Genomic DNA, 18650 nt, shown 5'->3' on the forward strand with positions numbered 1-18650 from the left:
GCCTGGCGCCCACCTTCATGGACGCGCCGCGGTCGGCATCTGGAATGTGAACACGGTGCCGTCGCTCTCACTCGACTGCACGTCCAGTGTGCCGCCGTGGGACTTGGCAATTTCCGATGCAATGTAGATGCCCAGGCCAAGCCCTGGCCTGGGCAGCTCGCCCTGCTCACGCGAAAACGGGCTGAAAATCGTCCCCAGCCGCTCAGGCGCAATGCAGCCGGCGTTATGCACATCCAGCGTGAGGCGATGGGATGCGGCATGAACCCTCAGCGTGACTGGGGCGGAGCGCTCGCCGTGCTGGGCTGCGTTGGTCAGCAGGTTGGCCAGCAGCTGCGACAGCCTGCCGGTGTCGCAGACCACGCCACCTTCGATCCGCATCTGGACGTTGATGTCCTGCCGACCGGTAGCGATCGCCACTTCTTCTGCAACCTGTTCAAGCGCCGCCTGCAAGGTGTGGCTTTCCTGGAGCGAGACCGGAATGCCTCCTCCCAGCCGCCCCCTGGCGAAATCAAGCACATCACCGATGAGGCCATCCATCCGGGTGACGCCGGCGGCGATGTGCGCGAGCATCCGCTGCTGGCGCTCGGATGTTGCCTCAAGTTCCAGTGAATCGGCGGCCACGCTGATGGCCTGCAGCGGGCTGCGGAGGTCATGGCCCAGCACCGCGATGAACTGATCGCGCAGATCGGAAACACGCTGTGCCGTTGAAAGGGCTGTCTCTGCCTCCAGCAGCTGATCCTCTTTGTCGAGGTAGTTGCCAACGAGGTCGGCAAGCAGCTCCATGGATCGTTGGACATGCGCCTCATCGAAGTTGCCCGGCGACGAATCAATGGCACACAGGGTGCCGAAGAAACTGCCATCCGGCCGATGGATCGGCACGGAGGCGTAACTCTCCAGCCCATAGATCCTGGGCGTATGGTGTTTGGAATACAGCGGATGTGCACTGGCGTGCGCGAACACCACGGAGGTCGATGACTGCCTGATCTCGTCACAGAGGGTGGTTTCGAGGACCAGCTGCCCGCCCGGAACGAGCCCGAACCCCAGGGTGTCCAGGGTGGCGCAGGCGGTCCACGTGGTTTCTGTCACCCGGGCAATCGCGGTGAATCTTGAGCCTGTGATATGGGCGACGGTTTCAAGGATGCGCGGCACTGCTTCAATACGGCCGATCTCAGCGATGTCATTCAGCAGGTGGGAATCGGTCAGTGTGTGCATGTAGTGGCAGTCGGGCGCAGTGGTGCATCATCCCATGAATCCAGCCACGAACACTCAGTCCGCCCCGCCCCGTGCGTTGCGCCGCAGCGATTGCGGGGGCTGGCCGAAGGCGCGCAGGAAGGCACGTCGCATGCGTTCGGTATCACCGAAGCCCGTTTCAGTCGCCACTTCATCCATCGTGTAGCGGCTCTGCTCGATCAACACGCGAGCGGCCTCCACCCGCAGGCCCTCCACTGCCTTGGCGGGGGATTGCCCGGTTTCCTCGCGGAACGCGCGACTGAACTGGCGGGTGCTCAGATGCGCGGCCTGCGCCAGTTCTTCAACCGACAAGGTGGCGCGCAGATTGCGGCGTGCAAAGGTCAGCGCGTTCTGGATGCGATCAGACCGGGCATCCAGCTCGAGCAGCACCGAATGCTGGGACTGCCCGCCTCCGCGCCGATGGTAGATCACCAGCTTCCGGGCCACCGCCCTGCACAGATCCGCACCGAAGTCCTGCTCGATCATGCCAAGCGCCAGGTCCAGCCCCGCGCTCATGCCGGCGGAGGTCCAGATCGGGCCATCGGTGATGAAGATGCGGTCTTCCTCCACCTGCGCGGCGGGAAAGCGCTGCCTGAGCGCACGTGCGTGGAACCAGTGCGTAGTGGCGCGGCGCCCGTCCAGCAACCCCGCTTCGCCGAGAAGGAACGCGCCGGTGCACACCGACGCGGTCCTGCGCGTGCGTGCGGCCGCGTGACGGATCGGATCGATCAGCGCGCCGCTGGACGGGGCTGGCTCCAGCAGGCCGGCCACGATCATGGTATCCAGCGGCTGCTGCGCAAGCGGCGCTGTCTGCATGGCCATGCCAAGCGAGCTGGGCACCAGCCCGCCCTGTTCGGACAGCATGTGCAGATCGTAAAGGCGCGCGCCTTCGGTGGCATTGGCCAGTTCGAAGGCGGACGCCGCGGCGATCGCCATGGTCTGGAATCCGGCGGGCAGGACAAATCCAACACTGGGCATGACGGTTTTTCAGGGGTGGCCGTAAACGAGGTATATACGACATTTACGACACGTACACGCCGGCCTAGATTTCCCCTGACCCCGGCGACGTTCGCCGGTTCGGACTGACCTCTGTGAACGACCCTACCCATCACGGCACCGCACTCATCACCGGCGCATCGTCCGGCATCGGGGCGATCTATGCCGATCGCCTGGCCCACGCCGGCCATGACCTGATCCTGGTCGCGCGACGCGCCGACCGCCTGCGCCAACTGGCCGAGGCGCTGGCCCGCAGCACCGGCCGCACGGTGGACATCATCGCCGCGGACCTGACCATCCCCGACGGGCGTGCCGAAGTTGAAAAGGTCATTCAAGGCCGAGCGGATATCCAGGTGCTGGTCAACAATGCCGGCATCGGCGCTACTGCGCCCCTGCTGCAGTCGGACATCGGCGAGATGGAGCGCATGATCACGCTCAACGTGAACGCCGCGATGCGCCTGGCCTATGCTGCAGCGCCGGTGTTTGTGGCACGTGGCCGGGGCACGATCATCAACATCGCCTCCATCGTCGCGCTGGCACCGGAGCTGCTCAACGGGGTCTACGCGGGAAGCAAGGCGTTCGTGCTGGCGTTCTCGCAGTCGCTCCACCATGAGCTGGCCGACAAGGGCGTGCGCGTCCAGGTCGTCCTGCCGGGTGCCACCGCGACGGACTTCTGGCACCTTTCCGGCCTGCCGGTGGAGCACCTGCCACAGGGCATCGTGATGAGCGCCGAAGACATGGTGGATGCGTCCCTGGCCGGGCTGGCGCAGGGTGAGCTTGTGACCATTCCCGCGCTTCCGGACATCGCTGAGTGGGACGCCTTCGAGCACGCACGCAAGGCGATGGCACCGGGCCTTTCGCTCGCGCAGCCGGCGCCGCGCTATGTGAGCGGCGCCTGATCGGCGAACGGCTTGCAGCTGCCCGGCGTGGTGGAGTGCGATAGCCGGGGATGATGTCGCTACAGCGCCAGTTCCCTGGCAAGGAACGGCGCCGTCCTGCTGTCCTTGGCGCGGGCCACCTGGCGTGGCGTACCCTTCGCCACGATGGTTCCACCTGCGCCGCCTGCGCCCGGGCCGACGTCAATCACCCAGTCGGCCTGTGCGACAGAACGCATGTCGTGCTCGATCATCACCACGGTGTTTCCCGCGTCCACCAGCCGCTGCAACTGCACCAGCAGCCTGTCTGCGTCCAACGCATGTAGGCCGGTGGTGGGTTCGTCCAGCACATAGAGCGTGCGGCCGCGTTGGCTGCGCTGCAGCTCGGTCGCCAGCTTGATGCGCTGCGCCTCGCCCCCTGAAAGCTCAGTGGCCGGCTGACCGAGCCTGAGATAGCCCAGGCCGATCTCCTGCAGCAGCTGCAGCGGCCGCGCGATGGCTTCCTCACCGGCGAAGAATGCCTGTGCCTGGTCGACCGTCATCTGCAGGACTTCGGCAATGTTGCGGCCGTTCCACAACACCTTCAGCGTGGCCTCGTTGTAGCGGGCGCCATGGCAGGCGGGGCATGGCGCATAGACACTGGGCATGAACAGCAGTTCCACGCTGACGAAACCCTCGCCTTCGCAGGTCTCGCACCGGCCCTTGGCCACGTTGAACGAGAAGCGACCTGCATCGAAGCGGCGGCGTCGCGCGTCGGGGGTCGCGGCGAACAGCTTGCGCACGTGATCGAACAGGCCGGTATAGGTGGCCAGGTTGGAGCGTGGCGTGCGGCCGATCGGTTTCTGGTCCACCTGCACCACGCGCTGGATGGCGTCCACGGCTCCGGCAAGCTGGCCCCGCGTCGCTTCGATCGCGGTTGGCCCGTCCTCGGGCGTGCTGTCGGCGCTGTCGTCCACGGGCTCGTGCCCCAGGTGCAGCAGCATCAGCTCGGGCAGCGCCTGCGCCATCAGGCTGGACTTGCCCGATCCGGAAATGCCGGTCACTGCGGTCAGCACTCCCAGCGGCAGCTGCGCGTCCACGCCCTGCAGGTTGTGGCGGTGGATGCCCTTCAGCTCCAGCCAGCGGTCGGCGCTGCGTTCCCGGCTGGCAGGCGCAGGCACCTGGTCGAACAGGTACCGCGCGGTGCGCGAGTCCTCGATGCGGCGCAGGCCGTCGGGCTCGCCACTGTAGAGAACGCGCCCGCCGTGCTCGCCCGCTTGCGGTCCCACGTCCACCAGCCACTGTGCACGTCGCATCAGGTCCAGATCGTGTTCAACGACGAACACCGAGTTGCCGCCATCGCGCAGCCGGTCCAGCGCGTCGTACAGCGCCTGGCTGTCGGCCGGATGCAGGCCGGCCGAGGGCTCATCGAGCACGTACAGCACACCAAACAGCAACGAGCTGAGCTGTGTAGCCAGCCGCAGGCGCTGCAGTTCGCCGGCCGACAGCGTGGGCGTGGCGCGATCCAGCGAGAGATACCCCAGGCCCAGCTCGCGCAGCTGCCGTACCCGCGCCATGACCCCACCCGCCAGTCGCTGCGCGGCCAGGCGTTTTTCCTCCGACAGGGCCGAGGTCAGCCGCACATCGGGCGCGCCCTCGTGGGTCGCACGGCCAGTGGCTGCGCGCTTGGCGCGATCGCGGGGCGTCGCACTCCTGCGGGTGCGTGCGCCGTGGCTGTGTGCACTGAAGTCGCCCTGCGCGATGGGCTCGAGCAGCCCGGCCAGTTGATCCAGCGGCAGCCGCATGAATTCACCGATGTCCACACCGGCAAAGGTGACCGAAAGCGCTTCGGGCTTCAGTCGCTTGCCCTGGCAGGCGGGGCACAGCTTGCCTTCCATGTAGCGCGAGACACGCTTGCGCATCAGCGCGCTCTGAGTGTTGGCGAAGGTGTGCAGCACGTAGCGACGGGCGCCGGTGTAGGTGCCCATGTAACTGGGCTCCAGCTTGCGCTTGAGTGCGGCACGCGTCTCGGCAGGCGTGAAGCCGGCATAGACGGGCACGGTCGGCGTGTCCTCGGTGAACAGGATCCACTCCCGGTCCTTCTTCGGCAGCTTCTTCCACGGCACGTCGATGTCGTAGCCCAGGGTGACCAGGATGTCGCGCAGGTTCTGGCCATGCCAGGCCGGCGGCCAGGAGGCGATGGCGCGCTCGCGGATGCTCAGCGACGGGTCCGGCACCATCAGCGCTTCGGTCACTTCGTAGACGTGGCCCAACCCATGGCAGGTGCTGCAGGCCCCCTGCGGTGTATTGGGCGAGAAGTCCTCGGCGTACAGCATGGGCTGGTGGGCCGGGTACGCGCCTGCACGCGAATACATCATGCGTACCAGGCTGGACAGTGTGGTCACGCTGCCCACCGATGAACGTGCGTTGCTGGCACCGCGCTGCTGCTGCAGGGCCACCGCCGGCGGCAGGCCGTCGATGGCATCCACGTCGGGCACGCCCGCCTGGTCGATCAGGCGGCGCGCATACGGTGCGACAGATTCAAAGTAGCGCCGCTGGGCCTCGGCGAAGACCGTGCCGAACGCCAGCGAGGATTTGCCCGAACCCGATACCCCGGAGAACACCACCAGCGCATTGCGCGGAATGGAGACGTCGACGTTCTTCAGGTTGTGCTCGCGTGCGCCGCGGACCTCGATGCAGCCGCTGGCTGCGGCAGCGCATGACGACTCGCCAAAGGGGGTGTTGGACATCTTCGCGATCCTGCTGCCAATGAGTGGAATACATGCATGCGCACACGGGCGGCTATTGTCGCTGCTGCAGGGTGAATGGAGTGAGGGGATGTTGATTGCGTGCAGCGTCGGAACACCAGGTGGCCGACGCCAACCGCGCTATACGGCTGATTGTTAACCTGCATTGGCTGAAGGCTTGACGCCACGTTGCCGCACCCTTGATGCAGCCGCTCACAGTGCGGCTCCTATGCTGGGCCCGCCACTACGGCAGTGGGACCCAACCTGGAGATTCACCATGCAACGCGATCAGAAAGACCTGCCCCACCCGGACCCGGAAGCACAGCGCACCGATCCGGTCAGCCCGCTTCAGGCCAAGCTGCATAACCATCGCAATCATGAAGAGGCGTTGCAGGAGACGTTCCCGGCCAGTGACCCGATCTCGCCCTTCGTCGCAGCCCCGACGCCCGAAGAGCAGGCCGCGCGCCTGGGTGAGCGGGTCAAACTGCCAGACCGCGAAACGGATGAGGAGGCCGGCGGAGGTGAGCAGTGATCCGGCGCGGCTTTGCACGCGTCGCGTCGGCCACGGCGCGGTTGTCCGGCAGTCTTGGGGCGTTCGTCGCGGCACTGGGGGTGATCATCGCCTGGGCCGCCAGCGGGCCGGCCTTCCACTTCAATGACACCTGGCAGCTGGTGGTCAACACGGGCACCACCATCGTGACGTTCCTGATGGTATTCCTGATCCAGCATACCCAGAACGCTGACACCGCTGCGCTGCACATCAAGCTGGATGAGCTGATCCGGGTCAGCAAGGACGCCAACCAGGAGCTGCTGAACCTGGAATCGATGGAGCCGGCCCATCTTGAAGAGATACGCCAGCGCTACGAGGCACTGGCGAAGACCGCTGCAGACATCAAGTCCAAGAAGGAGCGCTGCATGCCCTGCGAAGCGGATGCAACCGCCGAAGCCTGAGGTCACCGCTGCGGCGGCGGCCTACAGCGCCGCCGGTGTGAGGCCCTGCCTGGCGGGGCCCTCCAGCAGCGCCCCGGTGGCGGAAAAGCGGCTGCCGTGGCACGGGCAGTCCCATGTGCGTTCATGGCCATTCCATTGGACGACGCACTTGAGGTGCGGGCACAGCGCCGACATTGCGTGCAGCTGGCCATCATCATCGCGGTAGATCGCGGTGCGCTCTCCGCCCACGTCCAGCAGCGCACCGCACCCGCGGCCCAGCTCGCTGGGAGCGCGCGACGACGCGGTTCCAAGGCGATCGCCCACCATGTGCCGCGCAACCGTGGCGTTGGTGCGGGCCCAGCCTGCAGCCGAGCGCAGCGGAGTAAAGCGCATGGGGCTGAGCAGCTGCTCGATCTCGCTGGTCGTTCCCGTGATTCCCTCCGTGATCGCGCGCGCGGCCACGCCCGCCCAGGTCAATCCGTCCGGCCCATAGCCGGTAGCGACCCATACATTGTCGTGCGCGCTGCTGCCGATGTAGGGCAGCTGATCCGCGGCCCGGAACTGCTGCGCGGACCAGCACAGCGGCTCGCCCTGCACGCTGAAGTTGCGACGCGCGTCGGCGACCAGATGCTGGGCCGGATCCATCGCCGGGGTTTCGCCAGTGCGATGTGTCTCCCCGACCAGCACCAGCCAGTCGCGGCCATCAGCGCCATGCACCCCGCGCAGCGAGCGGTGCCGGTCGGCGATCCAGTGAATGCCTGCCGCTGGCGGATTGGCCACCGGTACCGCTACGCCGTATTCACGGTACACCTCCATTTCGGCCTGCACCAGGTTGAATCCTGCTGGCGAGTGGGTGGCCAGCACAAAGTGCCTGGCATGAATGCGGGCACCAGGGGCCGTCGCCACTCCGGCTGAAGCCTCGATGCGGGTGATCCGGGTCCAGTCGTGGATGCGCACGCGGCCCACCAGATGACGGGCCAGTTCCCTGCAGAACGCCGCCGGATGCAACTGCGCCTGGTCGGGAACGCGGAAAGCGTGGGCCAAGGTGAACGGCAGCCCGGATTGGCGGTGCTCGCAATGCAGGCCAACGCGTTGGTAGGCCTGCAGCTCGCGTTCGAACTGCGCCGTGGCCTCGCGCGAACGCTCCTGCACGCCGTACTGCATGGCCACGCGCTCGAAGCCACAGTGCAGATCGTAGCGGTGGACCAGTGTTTCGATGGAACGCAGCGCGTGTTGCCGCCACTGCACCACACGACGTGCCGTGTCACCGCCCCAACGCGCGATCAGGTCTGCCAGCCGGGACACGGGAGCGTAAAGATTGCCGGTTGACATCACCGTGTTGCGCCCGCCGATGGGGCCGGCATCCACCACCACCACATCCAGGCCGCTGTCGGCCAAGCGGGCGGCGGTCAACAGGCCCGTCATGCCTGCACCGACCACCAGCACGTCCGCGCGCGTGGTCCCGGCGAGCGGGCGGAAGCCGTGCGGATCGGAATCAGCTGACCATAAGCTGGCGCGCGGGGACGGGTCGGCCATGAAAAGGATCCTTGCAGGTTCATCGGAGAGCCTTCCCTGATACGCCCTGCCGGGTGAAACGACGGTGGCGTGCCCGTGCAGGAAATCCTCACGTGCGTGGCACTGGCGCGGTGAGGATCAAGACGTGGTGAGTGCCGCATGGACACGATGCCAGCGTCGCCTGTGCGAACCGCGACCCTCTGCTTGCAGCGTGATTGCTAACGTGGCTGCATGGAGGGCCAGGCAGTGAGCACGCACCTGGAAATCGACCTGATGATCGCGCAACTGGAGGAAATGCTGCCCACCTGGGCGGCGTTCTATCCCGAGCCGCAGTTCATCCGCATGCTCGCCGAGGCGCTGGACTACATCGCTGCCAGTGCGGACCCGGATGCCCGCCTGTACTGCGTGATGCGCACCGGGCACCTCGATTCGTGCAGCGGCGAGATCCCCTGGGCGGCGCGCTATGGGGGCCGCTAGGCCGATCAATCACGCCGCGACGGCATAGGGTTCCACCAACCTGGCAAGGACATCCATCGCCGTCTCGGTTGGCGCATCGTCACCGGTCCGCTGGGCGAACCCTGACCAGTCCGCGCGGGCAAGACTCTTCAACTGCTCGGGTTGCGTCGGCAGCCAGCGCATCGGCCAGAACGGGAGACGCCGGTTGCCTACCCTGCCGCGCTGCAGTTCGATCAGTCCCGTGTGGCTTGTAGCACCGAGTACCCGCGAGTACGCCACATTCAAGCCATCTTCGGGTCCTTCCATGTACTGCAGGAAACGGGCGCCATCGAACAGCAGTACGCCGGTAACGCCGGCATTCCGGTTGAAGCGGGAGGCATCATCGACCAGGTCGTCCAGCTTCCCGCTGCGCAGGCCCAAAGGATCACCCGCAACGGCCGGGCCCGCTTCACTTATGTATGCGACTGCCCTGATCGGCATTGGCTGCTCCTGTAGCGAATCCCCCCAGATTCCGTACCGCAAGCATAGGCCAACCGCGCCGACGATATGTTCCGGCCCTGTGTATTCTGCGAATCAGTTGGGTTCGGGCTGACAGACGGTACGCAGCACGGGCCTGGCCTACGGGTCTGCCCGGGCCCATCGGGCGAGATTCTGCTTCACTTCCGCGATGTCGGCCCAAGGGTCCTTGCGGCGACGTCTGAGCTTTGCGGGCACGTCCTTGATCGTGAAGGCGTCGGCGCGCTTGAGTTTCGCCAGATCACCCCAGGCGATCGGCAGTGCCACCGGTGCGCCCGGCCGGGCGCGCAACGAATAGGACGCGACTGCCGTTGCACCGCGCCCATTGCGCAGATAGTCGACGAAGATCCGCTTGTTGCGCAGGCTCTTGGTGGCGGTTGCCAGGAACCGCTGCGGTTCGGACTGTGCCAATGCATCGGCGAAACCCTTCGCAAAACGCTTGGTCAGGTCCCAATCGCACCCTGGGTTGAGCGGCACGACCACGTGCAGGCCCTTGCCGCCGGAGACTCGCAGGAACGATTCCAGCTCCAGCTGCGCCAGCAGTTTCCGGATGTCGGTTGCCGCTTTCTTGACTTCGGCAAAGGGCACATCCGGTCCGGGATCCAGATCGAACACCACCCGGTCGGCCCTGTCGGGCGCCTCGGCGTGGCTGCCCCAAGGGTGGAACTCCAACGCGTTGAACTGCACCAGTTCCAGCAGGCTGGCTGCGTCCCGCACCACCAGGTAATGGGCGTTGATGCCGCTTTCCTCCTTCAGCCGTACCGAATCGACCAGCGCCAGCCCGGCCGTATGGTGTTTCTGGAAGAAGCAGGGCTTTGCGGTGCCACTGGGGCAGCGGATGATCGACAGCGGACGATCCACCACCTCGGGCAGGAGGTGCTCCATCACTGCTGCGTAGTAATCCCACACGTCCTGCTTGGTGTAGCCGTCGCCGGGAAACAGTATCTTGCCTGGGGACGACAGCACGGGGGGCGCGCGATCCGTTGCCGGCGCCCTTTCCACCCGGCGCCCACGCCGCGCGGGCGCTTGCGACCGCGCAGCGGCCGGGGCCGCTCCGGCGCGATCGGAATCGGCGAGGTCGGCGATATCCTTGTCCGCCCGCACCGCCTTCAGCGACGCCTGGCGCAACAGTTGCTGCCCACCGATTCCGCGGTAGAAGACCTCCACCACGAAACGCGGTTCGAACCAGGTCGCAGCGCGCAGATCGGTGTCCTGCGTGGGCACGTACGCGGTTGGCTTGCGGCCGCCGCCGCCCTTGATGCGCTTGCTGATGTCGCCAATCAGTTCATCCGAGAACCCGGACCCGACGCGCCCTGCGTAGAGCCAGCCATGCGTTGCGTCTGGCCGGGCCAGCAGCAGCGAACCAAAGCCGGTGCGGCTGCCTTTGGGTGCGGTGTAGCCCACCACCGCGAACTCGTCGCTGGCCAGCTGCTTCGTCTTGCGCCAGTCCTCGCTGCGGCCGCTGTGGTAGCTGCGATCGGCGCGCTTGGAGATGATGCCTTCGAAGTGCCGCTCACCGGCCAGTCGGTAGGCCTGGTCGCCATCCCCCTGTACATGCGAACTGAAGGCCAATGGGCTGCCCTGCCCCTCCAGCACCGATTGCAGCAGGGCCTTGCGCTCCAGCAGGGGCGCATCGGCCACATCCACGCCATCAAGATGCAGCAGATCGAACAGCGCATACGTCAGGACGCCTTGCTTCTCGCCGGAAAGCGTGGCCTGCAGCAGGTTGAAGTCTTCCTTGGTGCCGGCGCCGGCGATCAGCTCGCCGTCCAGTGCCGCCGAAGTCAGGCCCAGGGCCGCGATCGCATCACGTATTTCGGGAAGTTTGGCGGTCCATTCCAGCGCGTTCCGTGACCACAGCTGCACGTTGCCCTCAACCACCGTAGCAAGGATGCGGTACCCGTCCCATTTGATCTCATGCACCCACTGCCCGCCCTGGGGCGGCGCTTCGCCCAGCTTGGCCAACTGCGGCTCAAACGGCCCGGACGGCGCTGCCGCCCTTTTCGCCTTGCTGAGCGTCAGGGCCTTCTTCGCCCAGTTCTTTCGCCGGGCGCGTCTGGCAGGTACCGCCGTCAGCCGCTTCTTCGCGGCCTTGCCAGCGCCGGCACGCTTCAGATCCTCCGGTGGCGCTTCAGCGACGTCCCCCAGCAGATCGTCTGCCTCGATATCGCTGGCAAATTCGTCGTCGTCCTTGAACAGCAGCCACTGTGGCTGGCGCGCGGGCTTTCCCGACCGGACCAGATGCCAGCCGCCTTTCAACTTGGTACCGAACAGCTCGAAGCGCAGATGGCCCTTGGCGAGCTGGGCTTCCGGATCGCCCTGCGTGGCCCATACACCGTGGTCAAACTGGGCGACATGGCCGCCGCCGTACTGGCCCTTGGGAATATCACCCTCGAACGCCGCGTAGTCCACCGGGTGGTCTTCCACTTCCACCGCCATGCGCTTGACCTTCGGGTCGTAACTGGGGCCTTTGGGCACGGCCCAGCTCTTCAGCGCATCGCCAACCTGCAGGCGGAAGTCATAGTGCCTGCGGCTGGCATGATGCAGCTGCACCACGAAAATGGCGCGCTGGCCTTTCGGCAGCGCCTTGCCCGGCTCGGGCTCCTTGGTCTGGTCAAAACGACGCTTGCGGCGATACTCGACCAGGGACATGGCCAGCTCCGCGCTATTTGCCCAAGTGCTTCCGGACAGCAACCGCCGTGGGCCCGACTGCCGCGACGGCCGCGCGAAGTTCGTCGGCGGACACGCCCAGCGTCGTGGTCCAGTACCGCAGTTCGTAATCCTCATTGACGTTGATGCGGTCCCGGTCCGGGCTGCCGGCGTTGTTCTTGTCATCGCTCATGGGAGTCTCCAGCGTGATCGGGGGTGAACTGACCGTACCGGCCATTCCATGGGCACGGAGCGATGCCACTGTGAAGCCATGGCGAAGGCCGCCGGCACGGCGTCCTGCCGATGCGCGAAAGACGCTGCTTCGTGAAGGCAGCGCGCAGGGTCCGCGTGGGAATTCACATGCCGCCTTCACTCCTTCCCCGCCTGATCGCAACCGGACGGGACCTACTCTCAGCACTCCATTCACAGCGGAGCCCAGCATGGCTATCAAGACGGCGGAAGATCTGTTCATCCACGAGCTCTCGGACATCTACAGCGCCGAGAAGCAGCTGACCAAGGCGCTTCCGCGCCTGGCCCGTGCGGCCGAGAATCCGGATCTGGCCGCAGCGTTCGAAACGCACCTGGAAGAAACCCAAGGGCAGATCGAACGCATCGACCAGGTGGTCGAGGTGCTCGGCATCCGCCTGAAGCGCATCAAGTGCGCGGCGATGGAAGGCCTGGTCGAGGAAGGCAAGGAGGTGATCGACAGCATCGACAAGGGGCCGGTGCGCGACGCTGCCCTGATCGGTGGCGCGCAGAAGGTCGAGCATTATGAAATAGCCTCCTACGGCACCATCGCCGCGCTGGCCAAGCAGCTGGGCTACAAGGATGCCCTGCCGTTGCTGCTGGAGACGCTGGAGGAAGAAAAGGCAACCGATGAGAAGCTGACCCTGCTGGCCAAGGGCGGCGGCAATGCCAAGGCCGCGCAGGCCGCCTGAGTCGAATCGCATGCCTCCCGGCCGCCATGGACGGCGGCCTCAGGGTGGGTAGAGCACCTGATCGTTTGGGCAGAAGAACGTGCGTCGCCGCGTCGTACCCATGTACAGCTTGCTGACCGGGCCACCGCAGAGCGGGCACACCTTGCGCGTATGCACCTGCCAGTGCTTCTTCAACTCGAAGCGCCGTTTCCATTCCAGGAAGTCGAAGCTGTAGGCACGGGCCTGGGTGATCAGGGCGGTGAGCTTGCGCGGTGGCAGGTCGCCCAGTCGCGTGGCCGGATGCACGCGGATGCGGAACAGCACCTCGTTCTTGATGATGTTGCCGACGCCGGCGAAGATCGTCTGGTCCAGAAGCGCATCACAGACCAGGGTGTCCGGCAGTGCCTTCAGCTTGCGCCGGGCCAGTTTTGGATCCCAGGCGTCGTTCATCACGTCCGCCCGCCAGTCGTAGACGTCGTCCAACGGCTGGTCGATCAGCCGGACGGAACACGCATAGAAATTCAGTTCCCCGTTGTCGAATGCCAGCGACACCCGTGCAGGAACTGGCTTCCGTTCGTCGATGCGCCAGCTGCCGAACATCATCAGATGGATGCGCAGCGTGTGGTGGCTGAACTCCAGCAGGAAGTGCTTGCCCCAGCTGCGAACCGCCTTGACCCTGCGTCCCTGCAGCGGTGACAGGTCGATGCGGCTGTTGCCGGAGACGCCGCGCACGACGTGACCCTTGAAGCGGCTGGCGGCTTCGCGCAGCAGGACAATGGACGGGCCCTCAGGCATGCGCGTTCTCCTGCAGCAGTGCCTGCAGGTGCAGGGCGTTGCCGGTCGCGTGGCCCAGCGCGGTGTTGTCCAGTACGCACCAGGCGCGGCGCTGCGCAGCGGCTTCACGCTGCAGGTGCTGGGCCAGCCCCGCCAGCGCCTGTTCGCTGTAGGGGCTGCGATAGATCTGCGGCTGCCCGTGCCAGCGCCAGTAGCTCCACGTGCGGTCACCGCCCGGGACAGCTGCTGCCGGTACCCGGGCCGGGTCAGCCGCGACCCGTGCGATGCCATGGTCGCTCAGCAGCGTATCGACGTCTGCAGTGAACCAACTGGGGTGGCGCGGTTCGCAGGCGACATCAACCGAGGTGCGTGCGCGCAGTCCGTGCAGGAATGCCTTTACGGTTGCCGGCTCATACGCCAGGCTGGGCGGCAGCTGGAGCAGCAGCGGCCCCAGCCTGTCCCCCAGCGCGATCACGCCATCAAGGAACAGCGCCAGCGGCTGCATCGCGTCGCGCAGCCGGCGTTCATGGCTGATCACGCGCGGCAGTTTCACCGCGAAGCGGAAACCCGCGGGCACGCTCGCCGCCCACCGGGCGTAGGTCGCCGCCTGGTGGGGGCGGTAGAACGAGGAATTGATCTCGACCATCGGCAGGCGGGTGGCATAGCGCTGCAGTACGCTGTCGCCTGCGCCGAACGCCGCCTGCGCCGCGCGCGACAGCGACCAGCCTGCGCAGCCGATCCGTACACGTCCTGGCGTGCCCGGGGCGTCGGCTGCGCTCATCGTGCTACCGGTCCGTCCGGCTCCAGCAACCGGCCATCGCCGGCGCCTGGCGGCGCCTGCGCCACCGATTGCAGTCGATCAAGCGCACTGGTGCCAGGAGCGAGCGCGGAGGCGCTGCGCACGAAGCCGGTCCAGTCGGAGATCGCGATCTTTCCCAGCGCCAGCTCATCCACGCGCACGCTGTGCATGCGCCAGTGCGGGAACTGCCGCCGCCCCAACCTGCCCCGGTTGAGTTCGACCAGACCGTTGTGGCTGTCGGCCGCCAGGATGCGGGTGTACGCCGCGCTGACACCGGACTCCGGGCCTTCGAGATATTGCAGGAAGCGCGTGCCGTCGAACAGGAGGACGCCGGTCACATCAACCGACTCGTTGAACAGCATCGCGTCCGCGACAAGCTGCTGCAGCCGTTCTTCAGTCAGGTTTCGGGTGGCTTCACTTACATATGCAATGGCACGAAGAGGCATGGCAGCACCGGGTTGTTGCAGATGGCTCTACCTTAGCGGTGCGGATCAAACGCGCGGTGACACCGGCGTGGAGGCGGCGTTGAACCTGTACGTGCCAACGCCGCGCTGCGTTGACACCCGGCTCGAGCACCACGACCGGCATGCCGTGTCCCCCGCCGATGGATTTGCTTTCGTGGAGAATGCATGAGGAAGCGCGTGCCTGCGCATGACATCACGTTGGCGGTGGTGCCACCGCCGTCTAGCGGCGGATCTGGAAGATGGTCGCTGCCGCCAATCGCGGCTCACTCCAAGGAGACTTTCCATGGCCAACCAGAACCAGAACCAGGGCAGCAGCAACCGCGGCTTCGCTTCGATGGACGAAGACAAGCAGCGCGAGATCGCCGCCAAGGGCGGCCGCGCCGCGCATGAGTCGGGCAACGCCCATGAATTCAGCTCTGAAGAAGCGCGCGAAGCCGGTCGCAAGGGCGGCGAAGCGGTGAGCCAGGATCGCCAGCACATGGCCGACATCGGCCGCGAAGGCGGCCAGAACAGCCATGGCGGCGGCAACCAGGGTGGCAACCAGGGCGGTCGGCAGCAACAGCAGGAACGTGGCGGCAACAACAACCGCGGTGGCCAGCAGCGTTGATCGAGACTGACCGGTTGCACCCCATGTGGGCGGACAGCGTGTCCGCCCACTTTTTTTCACGCGAAACGTGGGGCGGAGGCCCGCCCCGGCCTGTCCCGCGTCAAGGCTCCCGTGGCGGCAGGTCGAGCGCACCGGCGCCCGGCCCGGCGCCCAGTTCGGCACCGGTTGTCGGCCGTGCTTCGGGATCGGAAAGCGTTCGCAGGGTCATGGCCTGCACCGCCGCCTGCTCGCGTGGGTCCAGGCCCACCGTGGCGCTGCCGTCACCGCCGTCCACAGCGGCCTGGGCCTCGCGGTCGCTGACCCGCTCCCACAGCTCGCCGCTGTTCCAGCTGCCCAGCAGGTCATCGGCGCCGTCGCCCTGCGACATGTCCATGTACAGGTCGGTAAAGGCGGGGTCACCCGGCTGCTTGCCCGGTGGGAAGTTGGGCTGGATGCTGTGCAATGCCTTTTCGAAGGACTTCTGGTGGGCGATTTCGCGCGTCATCAGGAAGCGCAGTGCGTCCTTGATGCCTGGATCATCGGTCACCGTGATCAGTCGTTCGTAGACCAGCTTGGCGCGGGCTTCGGCGGCGATGTTCGAGCGCAGGTCGGCGGTGGGCTCCCCGATCGAATCGACGTAGGCCGCCGTCCACGGCACCCCGCTGGAATTGACCAGCGCCGGGCCGCCCCCATACAGGATCTGTTCGGTATGGCTGGTGCTGTTCTGGCCCAGCAGCCGCATGTCCTCGGCTTCGGCAAGACCCTCGGACTGGATGGCCTTCGGGCCGCAGTTGAGCATGGCGATGATGGTGCCGATGATCTCCAGGTGGCTGATCTCTTCGGTGGCAATGTCCATCAGCAGGTCCTTGCGGCCCGGATCGCATTCACCGAGTCCCTGGGTGAAGTAACGCATTGCAGCCGCCAGTTCGCCTTGGGGGCCGCCAAACTGTTCCAGCATGAGGCTGGCAAGCTGCGGGTTGGATTCGCGCACGCGCACGGTGTACATCAGCTTCCTGTGGTGGAAGAACATGGGACTGTCTCCTGTGTATGGCAGGCGGGACCGGGATCAACGCTTGGCTTGGGCGCCAGGCGTTTCGTCACGGTTGAGGAAGGCGCCGACCAGGCTGTCCTGGTGCTCTTCCAGCCAGCGCGCCATGGCGATCTCTTCCTGCAGGATCTGGCCGCACACGGCCGCGATATCCGGCGCAGCGGCCCGCTCGGCCGCGATCACCAGCGCCCGGTAGGTGGCGATCTCGGTGTTCTCGAAGCCAAAGGAGATGCCGATGCTCTTGACGACCTCGTCCTCCATCAGGGTGTTGCCGGCAGCGTGGATCGCTGCGGTCATGCTCGCGAACAGCCCCTTGGCGGTGGGCACGCTTCCGCCGAGCGCTTCAATGCACTCGCGCAGGGAGGCGGCCTGCTGCTGCGTCTCCAGTACGTGCTGGCCGATGCGTGCGGCAAGATGGGGATAGTTCTGGATGCGCGAAGCCATGGCCTTCATCATGGTCTCCGCCTCCTGCTCCATGGCGTAGGCATCCTGCAGCCATTTCAGCAGGCGCTCGCTGCGGACGGTGTTCTGGTCTGCCATCATGGTCTCCGGTAGTGGGGCGACATGCCTCCGGAGACCATGGTGGCGAGGCAGCAATCACTGCCCCGTCGGCCGGCGTGAGCCGGCGGGCGTGCGCGCTGCACCTGGCGCTGATGCGGTCATAACATCCGCTGTTGCGTGGCAACGCCTGCCGCGAACTCAGGCGGGCATCGCGCCGGACACTACAGCGCTGCCGGCGTCGCGACGGGGGCTTGCTGCGGGTGCGCGCGCGCCTGCGGACGCCTTCAACGCCTGGATCACCCGGTGCTGCGCACGGTGCGCGCCCCCTTCCACGCCCACGACATAGACAAAGCGGCCATCGAACTTGGCCTGGGCACCCTCCAGCACGTCATCCTCCTGCAGGGCGCGCTTGAGCGACTTCATCCATGCCCGTTCGGGGGTGCGATCCAGCTCCACGACGATCGCAGCGCCGCCGCAATCCAGGGACATGCACTCCACGCGCAATGCGCAGGGGGCGGTGGGGTCGGTGGCGGATCGAGGCATGGTCATGGCTCCAGTGCTGGGGGACGGCGGCAGTATCCATGGCCGCCGCCAACGCGCCGTCAAAAAAGGCGCACCGCCTTCCACGCCGCATCGACGGCATGGAGCACCTGCGCGGGGCGGCTTCGCGCTGGGCTGACACGGCCCACGCGCGCCGTTGATGCAATACAGCACACACTGCAGTTCCCAAGGCAACACAGGCATGCGCGCATGCAATCGGAAATGGACCAGCGCAGGTGCAACCTGCTGCTGGTTGAAGACCAGCTCGACCTGGCTGCACTGATGGAACAGGCGCTGGAAGACGGCGGCGGCCGGGTGACCCACGCCTACAGCGTGTTCGATGCGCTGGGGCTGCTGGATACGCAACGTTTCGATGGCGCGGTTCTGGATGTGGAGCTCCGCGATGGCGTGGTGTTCCCGGTGGCCGATCGACTGGCGGAACTCGGCATTCCCTACCTGTTCGTCTCTGCGGTCTATGACCAGCTGGTGCCGCTGCGCCACCGCCGCGCAACCTTCGTGGCCAAGCCGTTCCACATCGACCAGTTGCAGGAAGCCGTCCAGCAGGTCGTGGGAGACGCCTGCGCGCCCCCTGCCACGCATTGAGCGGCAGACGCCGGGATTACGCCAGGTGTGGGGCTACCACCTGCCCCAGCTGGCGCAGCGCACCACCGCGGGAGAGCCCGCTCCAGTTGCCACGAGCGACGCTGCGGATGTCGGCAGGGTCGGTCCAGAGCAGCCGCATCGACCAATAGGGAAAGAACCGGCCGGACACCCTGCCCCGGCCCAGCTCAAGCAGTTCGCAATGGCTGCGGGCACCGAGGATACGGCTGTACACCACGTTGATGCTGTCTTCCGGTCCCTCGATGTACTGGAGGAAGCGGTGCCCATCGTAAAGAAGCACACCCGTCACGCCTGCTTCGAAGTTGAAGCGGGCAGCGGCCCTGGCGAGGTCGTCCACAGGGTCCATGGAAAGCCCCGGTATCGCCTCACTTGCGTAAGCGATTGCGCGGAGGGGCACGTTGATTCCTTCTGACGCAGGAAGTGTCCTGCCCTTCCATGATGCTGCCCTTGCCGTAGAGCCAAATGAGGCGGTTCACAACCTGCCTCGCTCCATCCTCTCCCCTGCGG

General features: G+C 66.2%; 21 protein-coding genes. 7 read left to right on the forward strand and 14 right to left on the reverse strand.

What is annotated here, in order from left to right; all coding sequences use genetic code 11:
- Positions 1-15: 15 nt before the first annotated feature.
- The gene (locus AC5P6H_RS11375) at positions 16-1212 is read right to left on the reverse strand and encodes a GAF domain-containing sensor histidine kinase (protein WP_495202630.1); all 1197 of its coding nucleotides are present in this window, start codon (positions 1210-1212) and stop codon (positions 16-18) included.
- 54 nt (positions 1213-1266) lie between these two features.
- On the reverse strand, positions 1267-2166 hold the full coding sequence (locus AC5P6H_RS11380) for a GlxA family transcriptional regulator (protein ID WP_229653766.1): 900 nt from the start codon (positions 2164-2166) through the stop codon (positions 1267-1269).
- 155 nt (positions 2167-2321) lie between these two features.
- On the opposite strand from AC5P6H_RS11380, the gene AC5P6H_RS11385 reads away from it, so the two are divergent.
- Entirely contained in the window at positions 2322-3125 is an 804-nt protein-coding gene (locus AC5P6H_RS11385) for an SDR family NAD(P)-dependent oxidoreductase (RefSeq protein ID WP_197604594.1), read from the forward strand.
- A gap of 59 nt (positions 3126-3184) precedes the next feature.
- On the opposite strand, the gene AC5P6H_RS11390 is transcribed toward AC5P6H_RS11385, so the two are convergent.
- Positions 3185-5830 (reverse strand): excinuclease ABC subunit UvrA, encoded by a 2646-nt coding sequence (locus tag AC5P6H_RS11390; protein ID WP_495202631.1) that lies wholly within the window; start codon positions 5828-5830, stop codon positions 3185-3187.
- Between the two features lie 274 nt (positions 5831-6104).
- On the opposite strand from AC5P6H_RS11390, the gene AC5P6H_RS11395 reads away from it, so the two are divergent.
- The gene (locus tag AC5P6H_RS11395; protein WP_495202632.1) at positions 6105-6359 is read left to right on the forward strand and encodes a hypothetical protein; all 255 of its coding nucleotides are present in this window, start codon (positions 6105-6107) and stop codon (positions 6357-6359) included.
- On the forward strand, positions 6356-6778 hold the full coding sequence (locus AC5P6H_RS11400) for a low affinity iron permease family protein (protein WP_495202633.1): 423 nt from the start codon (positions 6356-6358) through the stop codon (positions 6776-6778). Before AC5P6H_RS11395 ends, AC5P6H_RS11400 begins: the two co-directional genes overlap by 4 nt.
- Before the next feature lie 21 nt (positions 6779-6799).
- Here AC5P6H_RS11400 and AC5P6H_RS11405 read toward each other — a convergent pair whose 3' ends face one another.
- On the reverse strand, positions 6800-8293 hold the full coding sequence (locus tag AC5P6H_RS11405) for an FAD-dependent oxidoreductase (protein WP_495202634.1): 1494 nt from the start codon (positions 8291-8293) through the stop codon (positions 6800-6802).
- 225 nt (positions 8294-8518) lie between these two features.
- On the opposite strand from AC5P6H_RS11405, the gene AC5P6H_RS11410 reads away from it, so the two are divergent.
- Positions 8519-8749: a hypothetical protein gene (locus tag AC5P6H_RS11410; RefSeq protein WP_014647166.1), complete on the forward strand. Its 231-nt coding sequence runs from the start codon at positions 8519-8521 to the stop codon at positions 8747-8749.
- A gap of 9 nt (positions 8750-8758) precedes the next feature.
- Here the strand turns inward: AC5P6H_RS11410 and AC5P6H_RS11415 are convergent, their stop codons facing one another.
- The 3 genes from AC5P6H_RS11415 to AC5P6H_RS11425 all read right to left on the reverse strand — a co-directional run bounded on the left by AC5P6H_RS11415 (position 8759) and on the right by AC5P6H_RS11425 (position 12086).
- Entirely contained in the window at positions 8759-9208 is a 450-nt protein-coding gene (locus AC5P6H_RS11415; protein WP_126412216.1) for a BLUF domain-containing protein, read from the reverse strand.
- A 138-nt stretch (positions 9209-9346) separates the two neighbouring features.
- The gene (gene ligD / locus AC5P6H_RS11420) at positions 9347-11896 is read right to left on the reverse strand and encodes a DNA ligase D (RefSeq protein WP_495202635.1); all 2550 of its coding nucleotides are present in this window, start codon (positions 11894-11896) and stop codon (positions 9347-9349) included.
- Positions 11897-11909: 13 nt separating this feature from the next.
- Complete coding sequence (locus tag AC5P6H_RS11425; RefSeq protein WP_014647169.1) at positions 11910-12086, reverse strand: DUF3606 domain-containing protein; 177 nt, start codon at positions 12084-12086, stop codon at positions 11910-11912.
- A 247-nt stretch (positions 12087-12333) separates the two neighbouring features.
- Between AC5P6H_RS11425 and AC5P6H_RS11430 the strand changes: the two genes are divergently transcribed.
- Positions 12334-12831, forward strand: a complete 498-nt coding sequence (locus AC5P6H_RS11430) for a YciE/YciF ferroxidase family protein (RefSeq protein ID WP_005416567.1) — start codon at positions 12334-12336, stop codon at positions 12829-12831.
- 39 nt (positions 12832-12870) lie between these two features.
- Here AC5P6H_RS11430 and AC5P6H_RS11435 read toward each other — a convergent pair whose 3' ends face one another.
- Genes AC5P6H_RS11435 through AC5P6H_RS11445 form a run of 3 tightly spaced genes read right to left on the reverse strand, consistent with a single transcriptional unit; the run spans position 12871 to position 14829 of the window.
- Positions 12871-13605 carry a DNA-formamidopyrimidine glycosylase family protein gene (locus AC5P6H_RS11435; protein ID WP_495202636.1) on the reverse strand — a complete coding sequence of 245 codons (735 nt, stop codon included), beginning with the start codon at positions 13603-13605 and terminating at the stop codon, positions 12871-12873.
- Entirely contained in the window at positions 13598-14365 is a 768-nt protein-coding gene (locus AC5P6H_RS11440; protein WP_049439729.1) for a DUF72 domain-containing protein, read from the reverse strand. Before AC5P6H_RS11440 ends, AC5P6H_RS11435 begins: the two co-directional genes overlap by 8 nt.
- Complete coding sequence (locus tag AC5P6H_RS11445) at positions 14362-14829, reverse strand: BLUF domain-containing protein (RefSeq protein WP_495202637.1); 468 nt, start codon at positions 14827-14829, stop codon at positions 14362-14364. Before AC5P6H_RS11445 ends, AC5P6H_RS11440 begins: the two co-directional genes overlap by 4 nt.
- 301 nt (positions 14830-15130) lie before the next feature.
- On the opposite strand from AC5P6H_RS11445, the gene AC5P6H_RS11450 reads away from it, so the two are divergent.
- Positions 15131-15454, forward strand: a complete 324-nt coding sequence (locus AC5P6H_RS11450) for a KGG domain-containing protein (RefSeq protein WP_046430680.1) — start codon at positions 15131-15133, stop codon at positions 15452-15454.
- A gap of 100 nt (positions 15455-15554) precedes the next feature.
- Here the strand turns inward: AC5P6H_RS11450 and AC5P6H_RS11455 are convergent, their stop codons facing one another.
- The 3 genes from AC5P6H_RS11455 to AC5P6H_RS11465 all read right to left on the reverse strand — a co-directional run bounded on the left by AC5P6H_RS11455 (position 15555) and on the right by AC5P6H_RS11465 (position 17525).
- The gene (locus AC5P6H_RS11455) at positions 15555-16463 is read right to left on the reverse strand and encodes a manganese catalase family protein (RefSeq protein ID WP_495202638.1); all 909 of its coding nucleotides are present in this window, start codon (positions 16461-16463) and stop codon (positions 15555-15557) included.
- Positions 16464-16499: 36 nt separating this feature from the next.
- Complete coding sequence (locus tag AC5P6H_RS11460) at positions 16500-17021, reverse strand: ferritin-like domain-containing protein (RefSeq protein ID WP_046430683.1); 522 nt, start codon at positions 17019-17021, stop codon at positions 16500-16502.
- 159 nt (positions 17022-17180) lie between these two features.
- Positions 17181-17525, reverse strand: coding sequence for a hypothetical protein (locus tag AC5P6H_RS11465; protein ID WP_100450505.1), 345 nt, complete (start codon positions 17523-17525; stop codon positions 17181-17183).
- Positions 17526-17732: 207 nt separating this feature from the next.
- On the opposite strand from AC5P6H_RS11465, the gene AC5P6H_RS11470 reads away from it, so the two are divergent.
- On the forward strand, positions 17733-18125 hold the full coding sequence (locus AC5P6H_RS11470) for a response regulator (protein ID WP_014647178.1): 393 nt from the start codon (positions 17733-17735) through the stop codon (positions 18123-18125).
- Positions 18126-18141: 16 nt separating this feature from the next.
- Here the strand turns inward: AC5P6H_RS11470 and AC5P6H_RS11475 are convergent, their stop codons facing one another.
- Positions 18142-18540 (reverse strand): BLUF domain-containing protein, encoded by a 399-nt coding sequence (locus tag AC5P6H_RS11475; protein WP_032955963.1) that lies wholly within the window; start codon positions 18538-18540, stop codon positions 18142-18144.
- Positions 18541-18650: the final 110 nt, after the last annotated feature.

Source organism: Stenotrophomonas sp. YJH_SMC_110 (assembly GCF_059369255.1).

Bases quoted from the DNA above. Each gene is read 5' to 3' on its own strand.
- AC5P6H_RS11375 (WP_495202630.1), bottom strand. From the start codon at position 1,212: ATGCACACACTGACCGATTCCCACCTGCTGAATGACATCGCTGAGATC.
- AC5P6H_RS11380 (WP_229653766.1), bottom strand. From the start codon at position 2,166: ATGGCGATCGCCGCGGCGTCCGCCTTCGAACTGGCCAATGCCACCGAA.
- AC5P6H_RS11390 (WP_495202631.1), bottom strand. From the start codon at position 5,830: ATGTCCAACACCCCCTTTGGCGAGTCGTCATGCGCTGCCGCAGCCAGC.
- AC5P6H_RS11395 (WP_495202632.1), top strand. From the start codon at position 6,105: ATGCAACGCGATCAGAAAGACCTGCCCCACCCGGACCCGGAAGCACAG.
- AC5P6H_RS11405 (WP_495202634.1), bottom strand. From the start codon at position 8,293: ATGGCCGACCCGTCCCCGCGCGCCAGCTTATGGTCAGCTGATTCCGAT.
- AC5P6H_RS11415 (WP_126412216.1), bottom strand. From the start codon at position 9,208: ATGCCGATCAGGGCAGTCGCATACATAAGTGAAGCGGGCCCGGCCGTT.
- ligD (WP_495202635.1), bottom strand. From the start codon at position 11,896: ATGTCCCTGGTCGAGTATCGCCGCAAGCGTCGTTTTGACCAGACCAAG.
- AC5P6H_RS11425 (WP_014647169.1), bottom strand. From the start codon at position 12,086: ATGAGCGATGACAAGAACAACGCCGGCAGCCCGGACCGGGACCGCATC.
- AC5P6H_RS11430 (WP_005416567.1), top strand. From the start codon at position 12,334: ATGGCTATCAAGACGGCGGAAGATCTGTTCATCCACGAGCTCTCGGAC.
- AC5P6H_RS11435 (WP_495202636.1), bottom strand. From the start codon at position 13,605: ATGCCTGAGGGCCCGTCCATTGTCCTGCTGCGCGAAGCCGCCAGCCGC.
- AC5P6H_RS11440 (WP_049439729.1), bottom strand. From the start codon at position 14,365: ATGAGCGCAGCCGACGCCCCGGGCACGCCAGGACGTGTACGGATCGGC.
- AC5P6H_RS11445 (WP_495202637.1), bottom strand. From the start codon at position 14,829: ATGCCTCTTCGTGCCATTGCATATGTAAGTGAAGCCACCCGAAACCTG.
- AC5P6H_RS11450 (WP_046430680.1), top strand. From the start codon at position 15,131: ATGGCCAACCAGAACCAGAACCAGGGCAGCAGCAACCGCGGCTTCGCT.
- AC5P6H_RS11455 (WP_495202638.1), bottom strand. From the start codon at position 16,463: ATGTTCTTCCACCACAGGAAGCTGATGTACACCGTGCGCGTGCGCGAA.
- AC5P6H_RS11460 (WP_046430683.1), bottom strand. From the start codon at position 17,021: ATGGCAGACCAGAACACCGTCCGCAGCGAGCGCCTGCTGAAATGGCTG.
- AC5P6H_RS11465 (WP_100450505.1), bottom strand. From the start codon at position 17,525: ATGCCTCGATCCGCCACCGACCCCACCGCCCCCTGCGCATTGCGCGTG.
- AC5P6H_RS11470 (WP_014647178.1), top strand. From the start codon at position 17,733: ATGCAATCGGAAATGGACCAGCGCAGGTGCAACCTGCTGCTGGTTGAA.